The sequence below is a fragment of the Thioalkalivibrio sp. ALE17 genome, assembly GCF_000425605.1.
Classification (GTDB): domain Bacteria; phylum Pseudomonadota; class Gammaproteobacteria; order Ectothiorhodospirales; family Ectothiorhodospiraceae; genus Thioalkalivibrio.
The window spans coordinates 46,997-69,049 of sequence record NZ_AUDT01000008.1; the positions used below are offsets into that span (position 1 = coordinate 46,997).

24 protein-coding genes are annotated in these 22,053 nt (G+C 66.6%); 11 read left to right on the forward strand and 13 right to left on the reverse strand.

Going from position 1 to position 22,053, the window contains the following annotated elements; translation table 11 throughout:
- Positions 1-11: 11 nt before the first annotated feature.
- Positions 12-491, reverse strand: coding sequence for a hydrogenase maturation protease (locus H609_RS0107170; RefSeq protein WP_028484651.1), 480 nt, complete (start codon positions 489-491; stop codon positions 12-14).
- Positions 492-635: 144 nt separating this feature from the next.
- On the opposite strand from H609_RS0107170, the gene H609_RS0107175 reads away from it, so the two are divergent.
- Both H609_RS0107175 and H609_RS0107180 read left to right on the forward strand, forming a co-directional pair.
- Positions 636-869: an addiction module protein gene (locus H609_RS0107175; protein ID WP_026280559.1), complete on the forward strand. Its 234-nt coding sequence runs from the start codon at positions 636-638 to the stop codon at positions 867-869.
- Between the two features lie 6 nt (positions 870-875).
- Positions 876-1,190 (forward strand): type II toxin-antitoxin system RelE/ParE family toxin, encoded by a 315-nt coding sequence (locus tag H609_RS0107180; protein ID WP_018877000.1) that lies wholly within the window; start codon positions 876-878, stop codon positions 1,188-1,190.
- A gap of 365 nt (positions 1,191-1,555) precedes the next feature.
- Here the strand turns inward: H609_RS0107180 and H609_RS13825 are convergent, their stop codons facing one another.
- From H609_RS13825 to H609_RS0107210, 6 genes are all read right to left on the reverse strand, one after another.
- The gene (locus tag H609_RS13825) at positions 1,556-3,016 is read right to left on the reverse strand and encodes an anti-phage dCTP deaminase (RefSeq protein WP_038028899.1); all 1,461 of its coding nucleotides are present in this window, start codon (positions 3,014-3,016) and stop codon (positions 1,556-1,558) included.
- Between the two features lie 284 nt (positions 3,017-3,300).
- On the reverse strand, positions 3,301-4,599 hold the full coding sequence (locus tag H609_RS0107190; RefSeq protein ID WP_028484652.1) for a Ni/Fe hydrogenase subunit alpha: 1,299 nt from the start codon (positions 4,597-4,599) through the stop codon (positions 3,301-3,303).
- Positions 4,596-5,384 (reverse strand): oxidoreductase, encoded by a 789-nt coding sequence (locus H609_RS0107195; protein WP_018879309.1) that lies wholly within the window; start codon positions 5,382-5,384, stop codon positions 4,596-4,598. The genes H609_RS0107190 and H609_RS0107195 overlap by 4 nt, the downstream gene beginning before the upstream one ends.
- Positions 5,381-6,241: an FAD/NAD(P)-binding protein gene (locus H609_RS0107200; protein WP_018877004.1), complete on the reverse strand. Its 861-nt coding sequence runs from the start codon at positions 6,239-6,241 to the stop codon at positions 5,381-5,383. Before H609_RS0107200 ends, H609_RS0107195 begins: the two co-directional genes overlap by 4 nt.
- Positions 6,231-6,704, reverse strand: a complete 474-nt coding sequence (locus H609_RS0107205; protein WP_018877005.1) for a cyclic nucleotide-binding domain-containing protein — start codon at positions 6,702-6,704, stop codon at positions 6,231-6,233. The genes H609_RS0107200 and H609_RS0107205 overlap by 11 nt, the downstream gene beginning before the upstream one ends.
- Entirely contained in the window at positions 6,701-7,813 is a 1,113-nt protein-coding gene (locus H609_RS0107210; protein ID WP_018877006.1) for a sulfite reductase subunit A, read from the reverse strand. Before H609_RS0107210 ends, H609_RS0107205 begins: the two co-directional genes overlap by 4 nt.
- Positions 7,814-7,963: 150 nt before the next feature.
- Here H609_RS0107210 and H609_RS0107215 point away from each other — a divergent pair, with 150 nt between their 5' ends.
- The gene (locus H609_RS0107215; RefSeq protein ID WP_028484653.1) at positions 7,964-8,959 is read left to right on the forward strand and encodes a 2-hydroxyacid dehydrogenase; all 996 of its coding nucleotides are present in this window, start codon (positions 7,964-7,966) and stop codon (positions 8,957-8,959) included.
- Positions 8,960-8,974: 15 nt separating this feature from the next.
- On the opposite strand, the gene chrA is transcribed toward H609_RS0107215, so the two are convergent.
- Both chrA and H609_RS0107225 read right to left on the reverse strand, forming a co-directional pair.
- Positions 8,975-10,336, reverse strand: a complete 1,362-nt coding sequence (gene chrA, locus H609_RS0107220) for a chromate efflux transporter (RefSeq protein ID WP_018877008.1) — start codon at positions 10,334-10,336, stop codon at positions 8,975-8,977.
- Positions 10,337-10,407: 71 nt separating this feature from the next.
- On the reverse strand, positions 10,408-11,421 hold the full coding sequence (locus tag H609_RS0107225; RefSeq protein WP_018877009.1) for a class 1 fructose-bisphosphatase: 1,014 nt from the start codon (positions 11,419-11,421) through the stop codon (positions 10,408-10,410).
- Positions 11,422-11,639: 218 nt separating this feature from the next.
- On the opposite strand from H609_RS0107225, the gene H609_RS0107230 reads away from it, so the two are divergent.
- Positions 11,640-12,905, forward strand: coding sequence for a 6-phosphofructokinase (locus H609_RS0107230; protein WP_028484654.1), 1,266 nt, complete (start codon positions 11,640-11,642; stop codon positions 12,903-12,905).
- A 9-nt stretch (positions 12,906-12,914) separates the two neighbouring features.
- Here the strand turns inward: H609_RS0107230 and H609_RS0107235 are convergent, their stop codons facing one another.
- Positions 12,915-13,154 (reverse strand): GDCCVxC domain-containing (seleno)protein, encoded by a 240-nt coding sequence (locus tag H609_RS0107235; RefSeq protein ID WP_028484655.1) that lies wholly within the window; start codon positions 13,152-13,154, stop codon positions 12,915-12,917.
- A gap of 154 nt (positions 13,155-13,308) precedes the next feature.
- Here H609_RS0107235 and H609_RS0107240 point away from each other — a divergent pair, with 154 nt between their 5' ends.
- The 3 genes from H609_RS0107240 to H609_RS0107250 all read left to right on the forward strand — a co-directional run bounded on the left by H609_RS0107240 (position 13,309) and on the right by H609_RS0107250 (position 15,322).
- On the forward strand, positions 13,309-13,746 hold the full coding sequence (locus tag H609_RS0107240; protein WP_018867922.1) for a hypothetical protein: 438 nt from the start codon (positions 13,309-13,311) through the stop codon (positions 13,744-13,746).
- A gap of 108 nt (positions 13,747-13,854) precedes the next feature.
- The gene (locus H609_RS0107245; protein WP_018867923.1) at positions 13,855-14,277 is read left to right on the forward strand and encodes a PA2779 family protein; all 423 of its coding nucleotides are present in this window, start codon (positions 13,855-13,857) and stop codon (positions 14,275-14,277) included.
- A gap of 67 nt (positions 14,278-14,344) precedes the next feature.
- Complete coding sequence (locus H609_RS0107250) at positions 14,345-15,322, forward strand: PA2778 family cysteine peptidase (protein ID WP_051206767.1); 978 nt, start codon at positions 14,345-14,347, stop codon at positions 15,320-15,322.
- Between the two features lie 60 nt (positions 15,323-15,382).
- Here the strand turns inward: H609_RS0107250 and H609_RS0107255 are convergent, their stop codons facing one another.
- On the reverse strand, positions 15,383-15,607 hold the full coding sequence (locus H609_RS0107255) for a hypothetical protein (RefSeq protein WP_018877013.1): 225 nt from the start codon (positions 15,605-15,607) through the stop codon (positions 15,383-15,385).
- A 92-nt stretch (positions 15,608-15,699) separates the two neighbouring features.
- On the opposite strand from H609_RS0107255, the gene coaD reads away from it, so the two are divergent.
- Genes coaD through ggt form a run of 3 tightly spaced genes read left to right on the forward strand, consistent with a single transcriptional unit; the run spans position 15,700 to position 18,197 of the window.
- The gene (gene coaD / locus H609_RS0107260) at positions 15,700-16,188 is read left to right on the forward strand and encodes a pantetheine-phosphate adenylyltransferase (RefSeq protein ID WP_018867926.1); all 489 of its coding nucleotides are present in this window, start codon (positions 15,700-15,702) and stop codon (positions 16,186-16,188) included.
- A 36-nt stretch (positions 16,189-16,224) separates the two neighbouring features.
- A complete protein-coding gene (locus H609_RS0107265) occupies positions 16,225-16,476 on the forward strand; it encodes a YfhL family 4Fe-4S dicluster ferredoxin (RefSeq protein ID WP_017942992.1) in 252 nt (83 codons plus the stop codon).
- Positions 16,477-16,484: 8 nt separating this feature from the next.
- Entirely contained in the window at positions 16,485-18,197 is a 1,713-nt protein-coding gene (gene ggt / locus H609_RS0107270) for a gamma-glutamyltransferase (RefSeq protein ID WP_028484657.1), read from the forward strand.
- A 211-nt stretch (positions 18,198-18,408) separates the two neighbouring features.
- Here ggt and rpsT read toward each other — a convergent pair whose 3' ends face one another.
- Positions 18,409-18,678: a 30S ribosomal protein S20 gene (gene rpsT, locus H609_RS0107275; protein WP_018880926.1), complete on the reverse strand. Its 270-nt coding sequence runs from the start codon at positions 18,676-18,678 to the stop codon at positions 18,409-18,411.
- A 160-nt stretch (positions 18,679-18,838) separates the two neighbouring features.
- On the opposite strand from rpsT, the gene H609_RS0107280 reads away from it, so the two are divergent.
- Positions 18,839-19,369: a DsrE family protein gene (locus H609_RS0107280; protein ID WP_018879300.1), complete on the forward strand. Its 531-nt coding sequence runs from the start codon at positions 18,839-18,841 to the stop codon at positions 19,367-19,369.
- Between the two features lie 362 nt (positions 19,370-19,731).
- Here the strand turns inward: H609_RS0107280 and uvrD are convergent, their stop codons facing one another.
- Positions 19,732-21,939 (reverse strand): DNA helicase II, encoded by a 2,208-nt coding sequence (uvrD, locus tag H609_RS0107285; RefSeq protein ID WP_028484658.1) that lies wholly within the window; start codon positions 21,937-21,939, stop codon positions 19,732-19,734.
- Positions 21,940-22,053: the final 114 nt, after the last annotated feature.

Genomic DNA, 22,053 nt, shown 5'->3' on the forward strand with positions numbered 1-22,053 from the left:
TAGGGTTCCGGTCAGCGAGAGGCGCCAGGCCGGGGCCCGGTGAGCTCCATTCGGATGTTCTCGCACATCCGGACAATGGCAACTGAGATCTCGGGCGAGAGGGCGGCTCCATCCTCGAGGCAGGCGGGCTCGATGCCGTGCACGATGACGTGCTGGGGAAGCTCGCCCAGGGAGCGGGCAAGTTCGACGGCTTCGGCGAGGCCGATACCGTGGGAGGAGTAGCGCGCGCCGCGCGGCAGGGGCTCGCGGGCATCCAGGCGGTGGAGGGTGCCGGGGGCGGCGCCGGTGACGATGGCATCGACCAGGATCACCGGGTCGTGGCCCTGCCACAGTTCCATGAGTTCGGCGGGTTCGCCGTGGCTCTTCGCGGTGGCGAGGCCCGGGGTATCGGCCAGCGCGTCCACCACGGCGTGGCCGATGCCGTCGTCGCCGCGCCAGGGGTTGCCGATGCCGATGACCAGCGGCCCCTTGTCAGTGCTCACGGCCCGCATCCCGCGAAGCGGTTCGCTTGCCGGACCGGTTCCCGGCAAGCGTGTGAGTCGCCGGCCAGCGCCGGGGGTACCCAGGCTCGCTGGAACACGCTCCGGCACAGGCGTAACCTGAAAGGCCACCACCCCTTGTGAACAGTGTCAGACATGCCGGGCGACGACTTCGAAACGATTCTTGACCAGGCGCGAGCGCTCCCGGACTCGGAGCGTGCACGGCTGGTGCATGATCTTCTGGAGACCCTGGAGGGGGCGCCGGACACCGGCGTCGCCGCGGCCTGGGAGCAGGAGATTGCCCGCCGCCTTGCGCAGGTCGAGAGCGGGGACGCGGAAACCCTCTCGCGTGACGAACTCAATCGACGTTTGCGGGACCGGACCGGATGAGCATGGATGCCCATACTGGAGATCGTCGCCGCCGCGGCCGATGAAGCAGAAGCGGCGGCTGACTGGTACGAACACGAACAGCCCGGGCTCGGGCGGCAGTTTCGCGAGTCGCTGAACGCGGGCCTCGAACTGCTTGAAGACGGTCTGGTCTCCGGAAGTCCCATGCCGGGGCATCTAGGCCGGAAAGGCGTGCGCCGACTGGTGTTGCGCCGCTTCCCGTATGACATCGTCTTCCTCGGGTCTTCCCGTCGCATCATCGTCCTGGGCTTTGCGCATCACGCACGATGCCCCGCCTACTGGCGCTCCCGAATGAACCGATAGACAGCGGAGGCTTCGCAAGGCTGTCCCATATCCACCGATCGAAAGTACAAATTTCTCAAGGAAGGCCAGAGAGCTTCCGGACCCCACAGTCGAACGCCCTTCACCGGTCGTCGTTTACATCGCTTTGGACACACACCAAAGCCGTTCTATCGAGCGATGTCACTGCCTCTGTGCGCGTCCAATCCAATCGCAGCCTCGTAGCCTTTGTACCCACTTACCGCAACTTACGAACTACAGTTCTCGGCCTCGATTTTTCTTGGTCACGACCAGCGCTGGACTCATCCTTGCAAGCTGAGTATTTTGTGAGACAAAACTCTTTCTTCCACCCTGGCCAGCCACTATACACTCTGTTGGCATTCTCTGAATTATCCCTTCTTCTCATCTCTCCCGCCCTCCAAAAGTTCTTCAAGCTCATGCCTTATCGATACTTCTGAATCTAGATACGATAATGGTGACATTGGGACACGTGTCTCACCTTGACGCCTATGCCACTCAATTATTCTTCCTTCTGATTTTCGAGGAAGTTCTCGCCCGCTACTCAACTTCATAGAAAAAAGGTCCACAAACCGACGCGGGCCAACCCCAACGAACTGCTTGAATTCCACTTTATCGGACGATTGCGACCCTTTGTCTTCAACTGCATCACCATGTAGCGTAGTCGCGTAACTCTTCGGATAAGGCTCTATGTATATGACTTTTTGTATCCCTGCTGCCACGATATGCTTGGTACAATTGTGGCACGGATAAGTAGTTGTAAACAGCGTTCCTCCCCGTACAGGAGTTCCATTGCGAGCAGCTTGTAGCAGAGCCTCCATTTCGGCATGGACTGACCTTCCATACTCGGTTATATCCATTAATTTAGACCCCTTGAGGCGTTTTACGGCCTCTTCCAGGTCTGCGCTCTGAGCCTCTTCCCCTAAAATTCTGGTGGCGGCGTCCTTTGCGATCTCAATTTTTTCCTGCTCATTCGAGTCGCACCCTCGGACGTAATCTCGTTGGTCATTTTGGTTTGTCCAGTAGAGCCCGCCACCATAAGCCGGCACATCATTCGCGCCTGTGGATATTATGTCATTTTTTTCATTCACGATTACCGCGCCCACTTGTCTGGCAAGATCTGCGGAGCGTAAAGACGCAGCATAGGCCATGAACATTGGGTATTCCTCAGCCGTAGGCGGCACAACAGGCTTGGAAAAAATCAGGTCCATTATGCGCCCCAACTGACTCTCCAAGACTGTAGGAGCATCAGTGGTGAGGAATGCATCCGCCAGCTGAAACACATCTCTTGTCTGCTGCCCTAGAGGACGATTTTCTTTGTCATCGCGCTCAATCAGTCTATGAATCTCCTCCTCTGGAACACCTTTTAGTTCTTTTAGGTATTGTTTTCGGCTTTCTAGAGATGAGGAAACCCCTATAAGAAAGAACCCTGGGCCGTAGACTTGCCGAAGCGTTTCAACCTCATCTTCGTGTTTGAGAGATCGGATTACATGCGCAGCTCGAGACAAAGGCTCAGGAGCATCCTGCTCATAACCCCTGCGATCATTTATGGCTTGAATGGCGAGAAGAGCCAAAACATCTCCTCGGTCATACTTCTCCCTTAGGCTGTTACCGAGGTTCATACCAGCATCCAGCCTTTCGGCCTCACTTTGATGCTCGGACGATTGATGCCCTTCCAGATTGGCGGCGATCTGGCTCAAATGAAAAATCGCTGTTGAATATCCGAATTGGCTGAGCAGGGATTCGAGCCTGGTTTCAACGTCGTCTAAGTTGACTCCGACAGGGGCGACAAGAGCAAGTACTAATTCGCAGTCCTTCGCGTAATAGTTCATAATCTATGAATTGGTTTCCTTTGATAGAGTCTGCTGTTTGGTCATGGACAAGCTAGGTCTTCTGGAAAGATGCACGTTGGTGTGGCCTTCGAGTCAGTGAGCGAACCCGCGCAGTTTAAGCTTCGCTTGAATATAGGTGAGGCGAGCCAATTTCGGTAGCGTCGCACAACCCGGGGTGGGGTCGACAAGGGGAATGCGGCCTTCGGAGCAGGCCCTTACCAATGGAGAGGGCTCATCTTCATCGGTATGGAAAGGTTCCTCGTTTCCGCCGGGTCGGTGCGCACTCACTGGCGGTCGACGGTGAGGTCGAGGAAGTGGGTGGCGCAGGAGATGCAGGGGTCGTAGTTGCGGATGGCGACCTCGCAGTGGTGGCGCAGTTCGTCGTCCGGCAGGTGAAGGTGGCTCTGCACCAGTTCGCGCAGGTCGGCCTCGATGGTGGGCTGGTTGACCGAGGTGGGCGGGACGATCTTGGCGTCGGTGATGATGCCCGCGTCGTCGATGCGGTAGCGGTGGTAGCAGATGCCGCGCGGGGCCTCGGTGGCGCCGAAGCCGGTGCCGGCGCGCGGGGTGACCGGCAGCGCGGGTTCGGCCGGTGCGGCCCGGTAGCCGTCGACCAGGCGCAGGGCCTCCTCGAAGGCGAGCACGATCTCGATCATGCGCACCTGGATGCTGCGGAACGGGTTGCGACAGGCCGTGCCCAGCCCGGCGCGCTCGGCCAGCTCGGCGGCGCGCGGGGTAAGACGTTCGCGGTTCAGCGCGAAGCGCGCCAGCGGGCCCATGAACACCGGTTCGCCGCTGTCGGAACGGTGGCTGTGCAGGGCGTTGGAGTGGGCCACGTGCTCCTCGGTGAAGACGTCGTCGTAGTCGCGGATGGCGGCGTCCAGGCCGCTGCCGGAGCCGAGCCGGCCGTGGGTGATCGGGTATTCGTCCGGGTGCACCAGCGACACGAACTCGTAGTCGCGCTCCAGGTTCGGGTAGTCGAGGGTGGCGAGGAATTCGGCGACCTCGCAGGACGCCTCCAGGCCCCAGGCCAGGTCCTCGCGCAGCCCGGCGACCTCGTCGGGCGTCGGCGTGCGGTAGAAGCCGCCGACCCGCAGGTTGACCGGGTGGATCTCGCGCCCGCCCAAAAGGCGCAGGATGGCGTTGCCGATCTTCTTGATGCGCAGGCCGTTGCGCACCATGTCGGGGTGGTCCTTCGCGGCGGTGACCGCGTCGGGATAGCCAAGGAAGTCCGGCAGGTGGAGCATGAACACGTGCAGGGCGTGGCTCTCGATCCATTCGCCGCAGTAGGCCAGCCGGCGCAGGTCCTGCAGCACGCCATCCACGGTTACCCCGCAGACGTCCTCCATCGCCAGCGAGGCGCCCAGCTGGTAGGCGATCGGGCAGATGCCGCAGATGCGCGCGGTGATGTCCGGGGCCTCGCGGAAGTCGCGTCCGCGCAGGAAGCCCTCGAAGAAGCGCGGGGCCTCGAAGATCGACAGCTTCACCTCCTCCACGCGGTCGCCCTCGGTGCGCACGTACATCGCGCCCTCGCCCTCCACGCGCGCGAGGTAGTCGACTTCGATGGTGCGGGTCTCGCTCATGGTCCGTTTCCTGATTCTTCGCGCTCGCTCTCCTCGCGGAAGGCGTCGGCGCCGGCATTGAAGGTGCGGTAGAAGCGCACGCGGGTGGCGCGCTCCATGCCGAGGGCCTCCAGCTGCCCGGACAGACCGGGCGCGTTGGGCGTCTCCTTGGGGCCGAAGCAGCCGTAGCAGCCGCGGTGGCAGCCGGGGCACAGCGCGCCGCAGCCGGCGTGGGTGACCGGGCCCAGGCAGGGCGTGCCGTGGGCGACCATCACGCAGACCTGTCCCGCCCGCTTGCACTCCTCGCAGACGCTGGCGCTGGAGACCTGCGGGCGGCGGCCGTAGAGGAAGGCGCTGATGACCTCCAGCAGCTGGTACTTGTCGATCGGGCAGCCGCGCAGCTCGAAGTCCACCGGCACGTGCTGGCTGATCGCATCCGAGGTGGCCAGGGTCTCGATGTATTCCGGGTGGGCGTAGACCTGACGGGTGAACGCCTCGACATCGGCGAAGTTGCGCAGGGCCTGGATGCCGCCGGCGGTGGCGCAGGCGCCGATGGTCACCAGGAACTTCGACGCGCGGCGGATCTCGCGGATCTCTTCGGCCGCCTCCGGCGTGGTGATCGAGCCCTCCACCAGCGTCAGGTCCCAGGGCCCATCAATGCGGGTGCGGGTGGCCTCGGGGAAGTGCGCGATCTGCACCCGGTCGGTCACCGCCAGCAGCTCGTCCTCGCAGTCGAGCAGGCTGAGCTGGCAGCCGTCGCAGGAGGCGAACTTGAATACGGCAAGGGTCGGACGTTCGGCACTCATAGTTCGCGTATCCGAAAGGCCGGCTCCATCACCGGGTAGGGGAACACGGGGCCGTCGCGGCAGACGAAGTGCGCCCCGATCTGGCAGTGCCCGCAAAAGCCCACCGCGCAGCGCATATTGCGCTCCATGGAGACAAAGATGTCTTCCGGCTTGACGCCGCGTCGCTCCAGCGAGGAGGCCGCGAAGCGCATCATCACCTCCGGGCCGCAGACCATCGCCAGCGTGTTGCGCCGGTCGAAGCCGCCGCGGTCGATCAGCTGCGTGACCACGCCGACATCGCCACGCCAGGCCGCGGTGCCGCGATCCACCGTCACGCGCAGGTCGAGGTCGTCGCGCGCGGCCCAGGCATCCAGCTCGTCGCGGAAGATCATGTCCCCCGGGGCGCGCGCGCCGTAGCAGACCACCACCCGGCCGAAGTCCGCGCGCCGTTCGAGCGCCGCATGGATCACCGGACGCAGCGGGGCCAGGCCGATGCCGCCGGCGACCAGCACCAGGTCGCGGCCGCGCGCCTGTTCCAGCGGCCAGGCCGTGCCGAACGGGCCGCGCAGGCCCACGACCGCGCCGGCCTCGAGGTCCTGCATCGCCCGGGTCACGCTGCCCACCGCGCGGATGGTATGCACGATCCCGCCGTCGTCCGTGATCGCGGAGACCGAGATCGGCACCTCGCCCACGCCGAACAGGTAGAGCATGTTGAACTGCCCGGGCGCCGGCAGGGTGCCGGGCTCCACCCCGGGCGCTGGGCGCAGCTCCCAGCTGAAGACCTCGTTGCTGGCCACGTCGCGGTGCACCGAGTAGATGCGCCAGGGCTGGGGGGCCATCACCTGGTCCGGCAGGGTCGCGGCCGCGTCAGTGGCCATGCTCGGACCCTCCGTGGCTGTAGATATCCAGCGCCTGCAGCCGCGCGGCCTGCAGGCGCTGGACGATCAGTGCGGCGAAGTGTTTCATCAGGGTATAGCCAAGCGCCGGGTCGGCCTCCATTCGCTCGCGCAGCACGCCGGCGTCGAAGCGCAGGGTGTGCAAGTCGGTGGTCGCGCGCGCGTCGTAGCTCGCGCGGTACGGCGGCAGCAGCCAGGACCAGCCGAGGATGTCACCGGGGCCCAGGGTCATAAAGGGCACATTGCCCTCGCGCACGCGGCCTTCCAGCGCCACTTGGCCCTCGCGGATCAGCCAGAAGGTCTCGGTGGGTTCGTGGTCGCGCATCAGCCGAGCGCCGGATTCGTAGCTGCGCTCGGCCGCACAGGCCGCCAGCAGGCGCAGGTGCTTCGGGTCGAAGTCCTCGAAGAACGGCTGCTGTTCGAGGATGGCCAGCAGTTCCTTCATCGCTGCCCCTCCGCATCACGGCGCACGGCGGTCACCTCCTCGGTGATGTCGATTCCCACCGGGCACCAGGTGATGCAGCGTCCACAGCCGACACAGCCGGAGGTGTCGAACTGATCGTGCCAGGTGGCCAGCTTGTGGGTGATCCACTGGCGATAGCGCGCGGCGACCGAATCGCGGTGGGCGCCACCGACCAGGTGCGAGTGCTCCTGGTTGAAGCAGGAATCCCAGCGCCGCACGCGCTCGGTGCGCTGACCTTCCAGATCGGGCACCTCCTCGACCTGGGAACAGAAACAGGTGGGACAGACCAGGGTGCAGTTGGAGCAGGACAGGCAGCGCTCGGCCGTCTCTTCCCAGCGCGGGTGCTCGAAGGCCCGGTTCAGCACCTCGCGGGCGTCCGCCGGCATCTGTCGGCCCATCTTTTCCGGCGCCTCGGCCCAGACGCGTTCGGCGGCGGCGTGCTCGGCGTCCGTGGCCGGGCGCGGCTCCAGCCGGTCGAGCACCGCGCGCCCGGCCTCGCTCCCCGCCTCGGCGACCAGGAAATGCTGCGTGGCGTCGACCACCTCGGTCAGGGCCAGATCGAAGCCCTCCCGCGCACGGGGCCCAGTGTCCATCGAGGCACAGAAGCAGGTGCCGCCGGGCTCCGCGCAGTGGGCCGCGACCATGAACACATCCTGGCGCCGCGCCGCATAGCCGCGATCCTGCACCGCCTGGCCGAGGAACACCCGGTCCTGCACGGCGATCGCCGCCAGCTCGCAGGCGCGCATGCCGATGAACGCGCGCCGGGGCGGTGCCGGCTCGCCCGGCTCGGTCACGAAGCTGCCGTCCGGCTGGCGGGTCAGCCGGAACAGGGTCTCCTGCGGGGGGAACAGGTACTTCTTCCAGGAGTGCGGCCCGACCACGTAGCCGAACAGGGCCGCGTCGTCACGCTCGCGCAGGCGGTAGTGGCCGGGGGCGTGCTCGTCCCCCCAGCCCACCGGCAGGTCATCCAGACCTTGCACGCGATCGTAGACGATCGCGCCGTCGCGCCGTGTCGGACCCACCACCTCGTAGCCATCACCGGCCAGCAGGCGGATCAGCGTATCCACGGCTTGTGGGGCGATCACATGCATAGGTTGCTCCCGGACGCCCGCCGCAGGCAGCGCCGAAATCGATGCGTGCGGGTCAAAACATAGTGCGCCAATCACGGGGCACGATCCACCCGGGCGGTAACCTTTCCCGGTTATGCTGGAGTTTGGCCCAACCACTGTCCGGGGGATGCGATGAAGGTCGCCGTCTTCAGTACCCAGCAGCATGATCGCGAGCACCTGATACCGGCTCTGGTGGCCGCCGAATTGGTGCCGGTGGTGTACGCCGAGCGCCTGACTGCGGAGACGGTGCACCTGGCCCGGGGTGCGGATGCGGTCTGCGTATTCACCAACGACGACCTGCACCGCCGGGTGATTGACGGGCTGGCGGATCAGGGCATCCACGTGATCGCGCTGCGCTGCTCCGGGTACGACAATCTGGATGTGGCGCGGGCCCGCGAGCGCGGCGTGCGCGTGGGGCGGGTTCCGGCCTACTCCCCGAACGCGATCGCGGAGCATGCCGTCGCCCTGTTGATGACGCTGAACCGCCGGGTGCACCGGGCCTGGGAGCGGACCCGACGCGGCGATTTCCGGCTCGATCACCTGACGGGCTTCGATCTGGTGGGGCGTACAGTGGGGGTGGTGGGCACCGGGCGCATCGGCCAGGCCTTCGCCCGGATCATGCTCGGCTTTGGCTGCCGCGTGCTTGCGCACGACCCGCACCCTAACGCCGAGCTGCAGGCCGCGGGGGTGGAGTATCGGGACCTGGACACGCTACTGGTCAAGTCCTCGGTGGTGAGCCTGAGCTGCCCGATGACGCCGGAGAACCGGCACATGATCAATGCCGACACCCTGGCGCAAATGCCGCGAGGGGCCTTTCTGATCAATACGGCGCGCGGGGCGCTGGTGGATACCGATGCCGCCGAGGTCGCACTGGACTCGGGTCAGCTGGGCGGATTCGCACTGGATGTCTACGAGGCCGAGGCGGGGCTGTTCTTCCACGACTGGTCGCTGGCCGGTCTTCCGGACCGGCGCCTGGCGCGGCTAATGCAGCGCGACGATGTGCTGGTCACCGGCCACCAGGCCTTCCTGACCCACGAGGCGCTGACCAACATCGCCGACACCACCGTCGCCAACCTGACCACCCTGCACCAGGACCCGGACGCGCAACCCGAAGGCCGCGTCGTCTGAGGCATCTCCCCGCGATCAGAACGCGAGCTGGAAGCCCGCCCCCAGCCCCGCACAAACGAGGATCAGCGGGATGATCCCGACGCGAAAGCGGGCCAGGGCGATGAAGGCGGCGATGCCCAGCAGGGCGGAGAACCATTCGAAGGCGCCGTCAAAGCCGTCGGGCCACAGCACGTGCCAGGTGAAGAAGACCGCGAGGTTCACGATCACCCCGACCACCGCGGCGGTGATGCCGGTCAGCGGCCCCGTGAAGTGCAGATCCCCGCGCGTGCGTTCGACCAGCGGCGCACCGACCAGGATGAACAGGAATGATGGCAGGAAGGTAAAGAAGGTTGCGACCAGCGCACCCAGCACGGCCGCCAGAAAGACCTGATCCGGACCCAGGAAGGCCTGGGTCCAGCCGCCAATGAAGCCCACGAACGTGACCACCATGATCAGCGGCCCTGGTGTGGCCTCCCCCAGTGCGATCCCGTCGATCATCTGCGCGGGACTCAGCCACCCATAGGTCTCCACCCCACCCTGGTAGACATAGGGCAGGACCGCGTAGGCCCCGCCGAAGGTCACGAGCGCCGTTTGGGTAAAGAATTGCCCCATGCGGGTCAGCGTGGCGTCCCAGCCGAACAGCGCGAGCAGGGCCCCGAACACGGCGGCCCACAGCCCCAGACCCACCACCAGAAAGCGAATCACCCGCGACCAGCGAAACTGCATCCAGGGGGCGGGTGGCGTGTCGTCATCCACCACCGCCGGGCCCCGCGACTCAACACTGCCGGCCCCGTGAGATTCGCCGTTCTGGAAGCGTTCTGGCCAGACGCGGCTGCCCAGCCAGCCGAGGATCCCCGCCGTGATGATGATGTACGGGAACGGGACGTTGAGGGCGAAGATGGCCAGGAAGGCCGCGATGGCCATTAGCCACAGCAGGCCGTTATTGAGCACCCGTCCGCCGATACGCCAGCCGGCGTAGACAATGATCGCGACCACGGCCGGCTTGATGCCGTAGAACACCGCCTCCACCGCCGGCACATCGCCAAAGGCCAGGTAGACCCATGAAAGCCCGGCGATCAGGAATAGCGAAGGCAGGATGAACAGCAGTCCGGCCATCAAGCCGCCCAAGGTCCCGTGCAACAGCCAGCCGAGATAGGTCGCCAGCTGCTGTGCCTCGGGACCCGGCAGGACCATGGCGTAGTTCAGCGCGTGCAGAAAACGCTTCTCCGAGACCCAGCGCCGCCGCTCGACCAGATCCTCGTGCATCATCCCGATCTGCCCGGCGGCGCCACCGAACGAAATGAAACCGAGTTTCAGCCAGTAGCGAAAGGCCTCGCCCCGGCCCGGTGCAGGCGGCGGTCCGGGCTGGACGTCTTGCCGGCTACGATAGTCGGTCATGGTCGATTGCCTTCATCAAAAAGGCCCGGCGCCTTGCGGGGCCGGGCCTCGGACTGTAAAGGGCGTAGGGATCAGCCCTCGTTGTGGTAACTGGTGATGCGCTCCACTTCGTTCTTCGCGCCCAGGACCACCGGTACGCGCTGGTGGATGCCCTCGGGGCTGATGTCCATGATGCGCTCGCGGCCGGTGGTGGCGGCACCGCCGGCCTGCTCGATGATGAAGCTCATCGGATTGGCCTCGTACATCAGGCGCAGCTTGCCGGCCGTGCCCTTGGCTTGCATCTTCGTGTCCATCGGGTACAGGAACACCCCGCCACGCGACAGGATGCGATGAACCTCGGCCACCATGGAGGCCACCCAGCGCATGTTGAAGTCCTTGCCGCGGGCGCCTTCCTTGCCGGCCAGGCATTCGTCGATGTAGCGCTTGACCGGGGCCTCCCAGAAGCGGCTGTTGGACATGTTGATCGCGAACTCCTGGGTGTCTTCCGGGATCTGCACGCTGTCCTTGGTCAGCAGGAATTCGCCGAAGTCCTTGTCCAGGGTGAACATCTTCACGCCCTGGCCGGTGGTCATCACCATCATGGTGGACGGGCCGTACAGGCAGTAGCCGGCGGCGACCTGCTTGGTGCCCGGCTGCAGGAAGTCCTCGGTCTTGGGATCGGTGACGCCCTCCGGGGCCTTCAGGATGGAGAAGATCGTGCCGACCGAAACGTTCACATCGATGTTCGAGGAACCGTCCAGCGGATCGAACAGCACCAGGTAGTGGCCGCGCGGCTCGTTGGCCGGCATCTCGCAGATCTCGTCCATCTCCTCGGAGGCCAGGCCGGCGGCGTGGCCGTTGTGGCTCAGGCTCTCGATGAACACCTCGTTGGTGATGATGTCGAGCTTCTTCTGCGTCTCGCCCTGCACGTTCTCGGAGCCGGCGGAGCCGAGCACGCCGACCAGATCACCCTTGTCAACGAGGTCGGAGATCTTCTTGCACGCCACGGAGATGTCGTTCAGCAGACCGGTGAATTCGCCGGTTGCGCCCTGGATGCCGCGCTGGGTTTCGATGATGCAGTTGGTCAGAGTGGTACCGATATGCATGATGCAATCCTGATGCTGTTGTGAATCGGGCGACACGGCGCGAAATGGGGCACAGCAGCCCCGTCGCGGGGCGAACGGCCCCGGCGCGCCGGGTGTCAAAGGCGGCATAGTGTAGCAAAAGCACCCGGAGGGGCCGATCCACGGTAATGATCGTGGCGTGATCGGCCTGGCACTGTGTTTGCTCGGCCTTCGGGAACCACAGGAAATGGAGGATTCGCATGCCGCAGAACGCGCTGTACGCCCAGTCGGGCGGAGTCACTGCCGTCATCAACGCCAGCGCCTGGGGGGTGATCGAGGCGGTGCGCGCCCACCCGGCCCATTTCGGCAAGATCTATGCGGCGCGCGACGGCATCCTGGGTGTGCTGCGCGAAGAGATCATCGACCTCGACCAGGAGGACCCGCTGACCCTCGCCGCCCTGCGCCATACGCCGGGCGGTGCGTTCGGTTCCTGCCGCTTCGATCTGGGCGACCCCGACAAGGATCCGGCGCAATACGAGCGCCTGGTCGAGGTCTTCCGCGCCCATGACATCGGCACCTTCTTCTACAACGGCGGTGGCGGCTCCATGGATACCGCCTTGAAGATCGCGAAGATGGGCGAGCGCATGGGCTTTCCGATCAAGGCGATCGGCGTGCCCAAGACGATCGACAACGACCTTGCCGTAACCGACTCCAGCCCGGGGTTCGGCTCGGCCGCCAAGTTCATCGCCACGGCAGTGCGCGAGGCCAGCCTGGACGTCGAGTCCATGCACACCAGTTCCACCAAGGTGTTCGTGATGGAGGTGATGGGTCGGCATGCCGGCTGGCTGGCGGCCGCCGCGGCGCTGGCGCAGGAGTTCGACGGTCAGCCGCCGATGCTGATCCTGTTCGCCGAGGTCCCGTTCGACCAGGACGACTTTCTGGAGCACCTGAACCGCACCATCGAGCGCCACGGCTACTGCGTGGTGGTCGTCTCCGAGGGCATCAAGAACCCGGACGGGGAGTTGTTCTCGGTCGCGCAGAGTCACGACGTGTACGCCTATACCCAGCTCGGCGGTGCCGCCCCGCGCCTGGCCGAACTGATCCGCGAAAAGACCGGCCACAAGCTGCACTGGGCCGTGGTGGACTATATCCAGCGCGCCTCGCGCCATATCGCATCGAAGGTGGACGTGGAGCAGGCCTATGCCTGCGGGCGCGCGGCGGTGGAGGGGGTGGTGGCCGGCGAGGACGCCTTCATGCCGATCATTCGCCGGGACTCCAACCAGCCGTACCGCTGGAGCATCGGCTTTACCCCGCTGGAGACCGTCGCGGACATCGAGCAGGGCATGCCGCGCAACTACATCACCCCGGATGGCTACGGCATCACCCAGGCCGCGCGCGACTACCTGCGCCCGCTGATACAGGGCGAGGATGCCCCGCCATTCGAACGGGGCCTGCCCTGCTACCCGCGCATCCGCGGCGAGCTGTTGCCAAAACGCTGCCCGCCATTCGACGTGAAGACCGAGTAGATACGCGGACTACGGACCCGAAGGCCTCCCGGGGGTACAGCAAGCACCGGGGCCCTCCTGCTGGATCGGCGGACAGGGCACGGACCCGTAGGAACAGAAGACGCAGCAATCCCCCGGCAACGGCCTCAGCAGGGCACCGCAGCCGGTGAACTCATAGAACCACTGGCAGGCACCGGTGGGCATCGTCTCGGTCTTCTGATGGCCGCACTCCGGGCAGGTCAGGGTCGAGTCGGGGATGATCTCGTTCATATGCGTTTCAGGTCGGTTTGCGAGGATGGGATGCAAGATCCAGGCGGGCAGGCGAAAAACCCCGCCGGACAACCGGGATCGGCACAAAACGGGCGGTTCCGGAGTCTACAGCACTGCAAGCCCGCGCAAGACGGGCGCCAACACCGGATACCGGATGGAGGAAACGATGTACACGCGAATCCTGAACCGCACGTTTGCCCTGTCGGCCGCCAGCGTCCTGGCCGCCGCATTCCTGGCGCCAGGCCAGGTCGCCGCGCAGGGCGCCTATTTCGCGCCGGCCGATGGCTCGCCGGACGAGGTCACCTTCGAGTACCGCATGCGCGAATACGGCTGTGCCAACGTGCGCGGCCAGTGGCGGGCGACCAACAACACCGACGACTGGCTGGAGGTGCGCGTCACCAAGACCGCCTACAACTGCCCCGGCGAGTTGGAGGACGATGTCCGCACGACCACCCGCCTGTGGCGCACCCTCGGTCCGGGCGAGACCCAGGAACGCACGCGTGACAACTCGGTGTGCGGTGGGGCCTGGGCGCGCGGGGTCGAGGTCCTGGAGTACGAGATCAACGTGGTTGACGCCCCCGACGAAAGCTGAGGCCTGTGATTCCGGCCGCGATTTTTCTTCGCGGCCGGTTCCCTTGCGCCGTGGGCGCGCTACACTCGTAAGCGTTATGCACCCCGTCCCCATTCGAGGAGTCTGTCCATGCGCGTCCCTTCGTTTCGCCAAGTCCTGTCCGCCCCTGCGGCCTTCCTGGTCGCGCTGACGCTGACCCTGCTGCCCGCCACTCCGGCCTTCGCCGGCGTGGGCATGCTCGACACCGGCAGCATGATCCAGCAGGCCAGCGCGGATGACACCCGCGCCCAGTTGCTGGAACAGCTCAATGACGCCGAGGTCCGTGCCCAATTGATCGAGATGGGGGTCGACCCCGAACGGGCCGAGCAGCGCGTGGCGCGTCTGACCGACGAGGAACTCGCCCGCCTGGAGGCGCACATGGAGACCGACCCGGCCGGCGCCGCCAGCGCCCTTGGTGTGGTCGCCATCGTGTTCGTGGTGTTCGTGATCCTCGATGCGGTCGGCGTGACCGACATCTTCTCGTTCGTGGGTCCGGCGCGCGCCAACCGCTGACGCGGTCATGGCATCGTGGAACCGACGGCGAGCCTCCGGGCTCGCCGTTCTTGTGTTCGGCCTGGTGATGGGCGCATTCGCCCTGGGCGGTTGCGCCACCGCGCCGCAGAGCGCGAGCCTGGCGAGCGAGCGCCCGGCCGACCTGCCGACCCGCGTGGAACTGACGGACACGCCCTTCTTCCCGCAGGAGCAATACCAGTGCGGCCCCGCCGCCCTGGCCACGGCCCTGAACGCCCGCGGCATCGACGCCGCGCTGGATGACCTGATCGAGGAGGTCTACCTCCCCGGCCGCGAGGGCAGTCTCCAGGCCGAGATGCGCGCGGCGGTGCGGGCCCGCGACCAGGTCGCCTACCGCATCGAGCCGCAACTGGAAACCGTCCTGCGCGAAGTGGCCGCCGGCAACCCGGTGGTGGTGTTCCAGAACCTCGGCGTGGCCCTGATCCCGGAATGGCACTTCGCAGTGGTGATCGGCTATGACCTGGAGGATCGCGAGATCTTCCTGCGCAGCGGCCCCATCCAGCGCCATGTGAACTCGTTTGCCCGCTTCGAGCGGACCTGGGCCCGCGGGGAACGCTGGGCCTTCCTGGTGATGGCACCGGACACCCTGCCGGCAACGGCCACGCCCCTGCGCTGGCTGCGAGCGGTCAACGAGCTGGAGCAGACCGGACGCCTCGCGGCGGCCGCCACTGGCTATGAAACGGCGATGGAGCGCTGGCCCGACGAGGCCATCCCCTATGTGGGCCGGGCCAACGTGGCGTTTGCCCAGGGCGACCTGACCACGGCCGAGGACGCCCTGCGGAACCTCGTGGAGCGTGATCCGGCGCGTCACGAAGGGTGGAACAACCTGGCGCATGTACTGATCGCCCGCGAGTGCGGTGAGCAGGCACGCGAGGCGGCGAGCTGCGCGGCCGGTCTGGCGGGGCCGGGCAGCTACGCTCGCACCCTCGGCGCGGCGGCGGATGCGCCGGACACGGGGGCCGAATGCCGCGCCCTGCCGCCTTGTGCCACGACGATGGACTCCGCGGCTTTACCGGAGCGCGATTAGGCGGGTGCACGCTTGCGCGGCGCGCGCCGGTCCTCTCCGGCCGGGGCGTGTGCGGCGCGCCTACTTGCGCTTCTCGAGCGTCTGTTCAGCGTGCTTAAGGACCAGGCCCAGGTTCTGTTTCTCGACGTCCGTGACCTGCGGGTCTTCCTTCACGGCGTGGCGCAGGTGTTCCACCAGTTGCGCCAGTTCGTCGCGCGAGATCTGGTGAAAATTGAAGCCGCCACCGTAGCGGGACTCGAGCTGATCCCAGTAGTCGGCAAGCGGAGGGCGGTAGTCGTCACTCATGGGGCATTCCCTGGTTGCGGTGCGGCGGGCGCATTTTGTCTGCTTGCGGTGCTTGGGGTCTAATGGGGGCTTTCCCGGCCGGCCTTTCGCCCATGTCCGTTACCGCTATCTACCCCGGCACCTTCGATCCCATCACGCATGGTCACACCGATATCGTGCGCCGGGCCGCCCGCCTGTTCGATCGCGTAGTGATCGCGGTGGCCGCCAATCCCAACAAGGGCCCGGCCTTCCCGCTGGAGACGCGTGTGGCCCTAGCCCGCGAGGCCGTGGGCGAGATCCCCGGCGTCGAGGTGCAGGGGTTCAACGTACTGCTGGCGCATTTTGTCCACGCCCAGCGCGCCAACGTGATCCTGCGCGGTTTGCGGGCGGTGTCCGACTTCGAACACGAATTCCAGCTGGCGGCGATGAACCGCCAGCTGGCGCCGGAGGTCGAAACCCTGTTCCTGACACCGGCCGAGGAATACAGCTTCGTCTCCTCGAGTCTGGTACGGGAAATCGCCCGTCTGGGCGGCGACGTCTCAAAATTCGTGAGCCCCGGCGTGGCGCGCATGCTGGCCGAACAAAACGGCCTGGAGCGCTAGCGGCCGGGCCCTGCGACTGGATACGAGGATTGGCCCATGGCCCTGATGATCACCGACGAATGCATCAACTGCGATGTCTGCGAGCCCGAGTGCCCGAACGAGGCCATCTACCCGGGTGACGAGATCTACGAGATCGACCCCAATCTGTGCACGGAATGTGTTGGGCACTTCGACGAGCCGCAGTGCCAGGATGTCTGCCCGGTCGACTGCATCCCGCTGGACCCGGATCACAAGGAGACCCGAGAACAGCTCCAGGCCAAGTATGAAGCCCTGATGGCCGCGAAGTAGGCAACCTCGTGGACTGGCATCGACCCCTCCAGCGCGGCGCCGTCCTTGTCACCCTGGCACTGGCCGCCCCGCTGGCCTGGGCCGGGCCCGGGCAGCATGCGGTGGCCACTGCCCACCCCGCGGCCACCGAGGCCGGCGAGGCCGTGCTGCGCGACGGCGGCAATGCCTTCGACGCCGCCGTGGCCATCACCGCCGCGCTGGGCGTGGCCGAACCCTATGGCTCCGGCCTCGGGGGCGGCGGGTTCTTCCTGCTGTACGAGGCCGACTCGAACCGCAGCGTGATGGTCGACGCTCGCGAGACCGCCCCGGCCGCGGCGCATCGCGACATGTATCTGGATGCGGAAGGCGAGGTGGTCGACGGACTGTCACTGGACGGCGTGCTGGCGGCGGGCATCCCCGGCATGCCGGCCGGCCTCGATCACATCGCGCGGAACTACGGGCGTCTGTCCCTGGCGGTCAGCCTGGCCCCGGCGATCCGTCTGGCCGAGGATGGCGTGCCCGTCAGCGGTCGCTATCGGCAGATGGCGGGGTTCCGCCACCAGGCCCTGCGCGACGGGGCAGACGCGCGCGACATCTACCTGGACGACGGCCAGCTGCCGGACGAAGGGGCGCCCCTGCGCCAGCCGGATCTGGCCGCGACCCTGCGGCGCCTGGCGGACGCCGGCCGCGACGGGTTCTATACCGGCGAACTGGCCGAGCTGCTGGTCGCGGGGGTGCGCGAGGCGGGCGGGATCTGGACGCTGGACGACCTCGCCGGTTACGCGGTGGTCGAGCGCGACCCGATCCGACTCGATTACCACGGGGCCGAGATCACCACGGCATCCCCGCCATCCTCCGGGGGGGTGGCACTGGGGCAGATCCTGAACATCCTTTCATTCTATGACCTCGAGGCGCTGGCGCCGGACATGCGCGCCCATCTGACCATCGAGGCCATGCGCCGCGCGTACCGCGACCGGGCCGAGTATCTGGGCGATCCGGATCATGTCGAGATGCCGCTGGAGCGGCTGTTGTCGCGCGACTACGCCGCCGGACTGCGCGCCACGATCCATCCGGACACGGCCACCCCCAGCCGCTACCTGCCGCTGTCGGTGGATCCGCAGGCCGACCACCCGGAGGCCGCCGCCACCGAGAGCCGCCAGACGACGCATTTCTCCGTGATCGATGCCGAGGGCAACCGCGTCGCGGCTACCCTGACCCTCAACTACCCCTTCGGCGCCGGCTATGTGGTGCCCGGCACCGGTGTGCTCCTGAACAACGAGATGGACGACTTCTCGGCGAAACCGGGCGAGCCCAACGCCTACGGCCTGGTCGGCTTCGAGGCCAACGCCATCGCCCCGCAGCGCCGGCCGCTGTCGAGCATGAGCCCGACCTTCGTCGACACCGGCGAGCGGGTGGCGATCCTGGGGACGCCCGGGGGCAGCCGTATCATCACCATGGTGCTGCACGGCATCCTCGGGGTGCTCGAGGGACAGTCCATCGAGGATGTGGTGGCGGCTCCGCGCTATCACCACCAGTACCTGCCGGACCGGGTCGAGCACGAGACCGGCGCCTTTGATGCCGAGTTGCGCGGCCAGCTGGTCGCGCGCGGGCACCAGCTGGTGCCTCAGGTCCGCCCGTTCGGCGACATGCACGCCATTCTGTGGGAGCCCGAGGCCGACCGTCTGGAGGCCGCCTCCGACCCGCGCGGTGAGGGCGAGGCGCGCGTCTTTCAGCCCCGGTAACCCTCATTGTGGAAGGAACGCGGCGGTCGCGGGGTACCCCGAGAGCTCGCCACGTCGCTGTGCGACTCGCGATGACGGGGGATAGCGGCGAGGAATACGTTCAGGGGCGCGCCGAATGCCACCCACGCAAAAAGCCGCGCCCGTTTGCGGGGCGCGGCTTCGCGATTCAGCTATCCGCGGCCGGCGCGAGGCCGGCCAGATGCCCGGGGGCTTAGCCCTGGGCCAGGTCGCGGATGCGGGCGTTCAGACGGCTCTTGTGACGGGCCGCCTTGTTCTTGTGGATCAGGCCCTTGCTCACGGTCTTGTCGATCACCGGCACGGCCGACTTGTAGGCCTCGGCGGCAGCCTGGGCATCGCCCTTGTGCAGCGGCTTCAGCACGGCCTTCATGGCCGTACGGAAACGGGAGCGCAGCGCCATGTTGTGGGCGCGGTTCTTGACCGCCTGACGGGCCCGCTTACGGGCAGAAGCAATATTCGCCAAAGTACTTCCCTCGCGTTGAATCGCTAGGTTCTGGAAAAGGCGGCAGAGCATACCGCCGGACCGGCTGCGCGTCAACCGGGAGCGGGGCGTGGCGGGAATGACAGGGGGGTTCCGGGGCGTCTACTCTAGAAAGAAACAACACCATACAAAGGAGACCACGATGAACCGCTTTCCCCGGACCCTTCAAACCACCTCGGCAACCGCCGCGGGCATGGCCCTCCTGCTGGCCACCCTGCTGGTCGCGAGCCTGGCCTTCATGCCCCAGGCCAAGGCCTTCGAGCCGGAGGCCAAGGTGGTCTATCACGCCGACTTCGCCGACCCGCGCCGCTTCTCCGCGATGCTGACCAGCATCAATAACATGATGACGCACTACCAGAACGAGTTCATCGACGCCGACGTGCGCATCGTGTTCGTGGCCCACGGCATCCGCTTCCTGACCGACGACAACCTCGCCGATACACCGTTCGAGGCCGACGAGGAACTGAAGGAAGAGCGCGAGACCCTGCGCGGCCGCCTGATGAGCCTCGCAAGCACCCATGGCGTGAAGCTGGAACTGTGCGAGATCACCCGCTCGCAGATCGGCCTCGACGAGGATCTGATCTACGACCACGTGAATTTCGTCCCCTCGGGCGTGGTGCGCGTGGCCGAACTGCAGAACGAGGAAGGCTTCGCCTACATCAAGATCGAGTGATCGCCGTTCCGCTTGATGATCACAAGCCCCGCCTCGGCGGGGCTTTTTTGTGTCACCACGAAGCGCACGAAGATACGAAGGGGATCAAGGGCGTTTGCACCACAGAGGGCACGGAGAAACCCCGCGAAGGGGGGCAGGATGTGACGAGCGCAGCGAATCGCATCGTGTCGCTATTGAGTACGTCATCGCGAGAAGCGAAGCGACGTGGCGATCGGGTTGGGATCCCCTCCAGTGTTACCCAAAGGATTGCCGCGCGACGCTCACAACGCCCGCCCTATCAATCCAGCCCATCTCTTCCTGTCTCCCCACCTTCCTGTAAATCGCCCTGGCCCTTCTCCGTGGTGAAATAAGCGGCATTCCGCCTAACCCAGAACCTCCAGTTTGGCGAAGCTGAGCACCAGCCACTTGGAGCCGGCGTGGGCGAAGTTCACCTGTACCCGCGCCGAGTTGCCGGAGCGCTCGAACTGGGTGACCAGGCCCTCGCCGAACTTCGCGTGATGCACACGGGCGCCGATGGCCAGGCCCGCCGCGGAGGCCTCGGCGGCCTGTGCATCCATGGACCCGAAGCCCGCCGTCTTCTGCCGGGCCGCCGCAAAGCGTCCGGCGCCGTAGGGCGAGGCCTGCGGGCGCAGTACCTCCAGCGCGTCCTCCGGGATCTCGTTGATGAAGCGCGAGGCGACGTTGTAGGACTCGCGCCCGTACAACCGACGGGTCTCGGCGTGGATCAGGTACAGCTCCTTCTCGGCGCGGGTCATGCCGACGTAGGCCAGGCGGCGCTCCTCCTCCAGCCGTCCCGGCTCCTCCAGCGAGCGCGCGTTGGGGAACAGGCCCTCCTCCATGCCGGTCAGGAAGACCAGCGGGAACTCCAGGCCCTTGGCGGAGTGCAGGGTCATCATCTGCACCGCGTCCTCGTGCGGGTCGGCCGCGCCCTCGCCGGCCTCCAGCGCCGCGTGGGCGAGGAATTCGGTCAGCGGATTGCCCTCGCCTTCCTCGCTCTCGGCGGTGGATTCCATGTCAAAGGCGCGCGCCGCCCCCACCAGTTCGTCCAGGTTCTCCAGGCGCGCCTCGCCGCGCTCGCCCTTTTCCTTCTTGTAGTGCTCGCGCAGCTGGGCGCGTTCGATCGCCTGCTCCACCTGGTCCGCCAGCGGCTGGCGCGGGAGCTCCTGCTGCAGATCGCGGACCAGCTGCACGAACCCGGCGACCGCGTTGCGCGCGCGCCCGGGCAGGGCGTCGGCATCCACCGCGTGGGCCGCCGCCTGAAGCAGGCTGGTGTCCGCCGCCTGGGCCGCCTGGCGCAGGCCCTCCAGGGTCTTTTCGCCGATCCCGCGCGGCGGCTGGTTGACCACGCGCAGGAACGCGGCGTCGTCATCGCCGTTGCCGGCCAGGCGCAGGTAGGCCAGGGCGTCGCGGATCTCCTGGCGCTCGAAGAAGCGCAGACCGCCGTAGACGCGGTAGGGCATGCGCCGGCCGATGAAGGTCTCTTCCAGCACGCGCGACTGGGCGTTGGAGCGGTAGAGCACGGCGCACTCGCGGTACAGCCCGCCCTCGTCCACATGGCGGGCGATGGTCTCGGCGATAAAGCGCGCCTCTTCCTGCTCGTTCAGCGCGGTGTACAGGCGCACCGGCGCGCCCTCCTTGTCCTCGGTCCACAGCTCCTTGCCGAGGCGGCCGGCGTTGTGGCGGATCAAGGCGTTGGCCGCGTTCAGGATGTTGGCGCTGGAACGGTAGTTCTGCTCCAGGCGCACGACCTGGGTGCCCGGGTAGTCCTGCTGGAAGTGCTGGATGTTCTCGATCTTCGCGCCGCGCCAGCCATAGATGGACTGGTCGTCGTCGCCGACCGCGAACACGGGGCTGTCGCCGGCCAGCAGGCGCAGCCAGGCGTACTGGATATCGTTGGTGTCCTGGAACTCGTCGACCAGCACATGGCGAAAGCGCGTGCGGTAGTGCTCCAGCAGCGCCTTGTTGTCGCGCAGCAGCTCCAGCGAGCGCAGCATCAGCTCGGCGAAGTCCACCACGCCGGCGCGCTCGCAGGCCTGCTGGTAGGTGGTGTAGACGCGCACCCACTGGCGCGCGACGGGGTCGCCGGTATCCGGCAGGTGTTCCGGGCGCGAGCCCTCGTCCTTGCGCGCGTTGATGTACCACTGCGCCTGCTTCGGCGGCCAGCGCGCCTCGTCCAGTTCCAGGCCGCGCAGCACGCGCTTGACCATGCGCAGCTGATCGTCGGAGTCGAGGATCTGGAAGCCCTGCGGCAGTTTCGCCTCCTGCCAGTGCTGGCGCAGCAGCCGGTGCGCCAGGCCGTGGAAGGTGCCGACCCACAGCCCCGTGGCCGGGTGGCCCAGCAGCGCCTCGATGCGCCCGCGCATCTCGGCCGCCGCCTTGTTGGTGAAGGTGACCGCCAGCAGGCTGTGCGGGGCCACGCCCTCCACGCCGATCAGCCAGGCGATGCGGTGCACCAGCACGCGGGTCTTGCCGGAGCCGGCGCCGGCCAGTACCAACAGCGGCTGCGGCGGGGCGGCCACGGCCTCGCGCTGGGCCGGGTTCAGGGAATCAAGCAGGGGGGAGACATCCATGCGCGAATGGTAGGGAAACCCGGCCGGAATCGCACGTTCCACATGCGGGCCGTGTGCCTTCGGCCGGGCAAACGCGCTACTCTCGAAGTCAGCCCGCGTCGAAGCGCCAGGGTG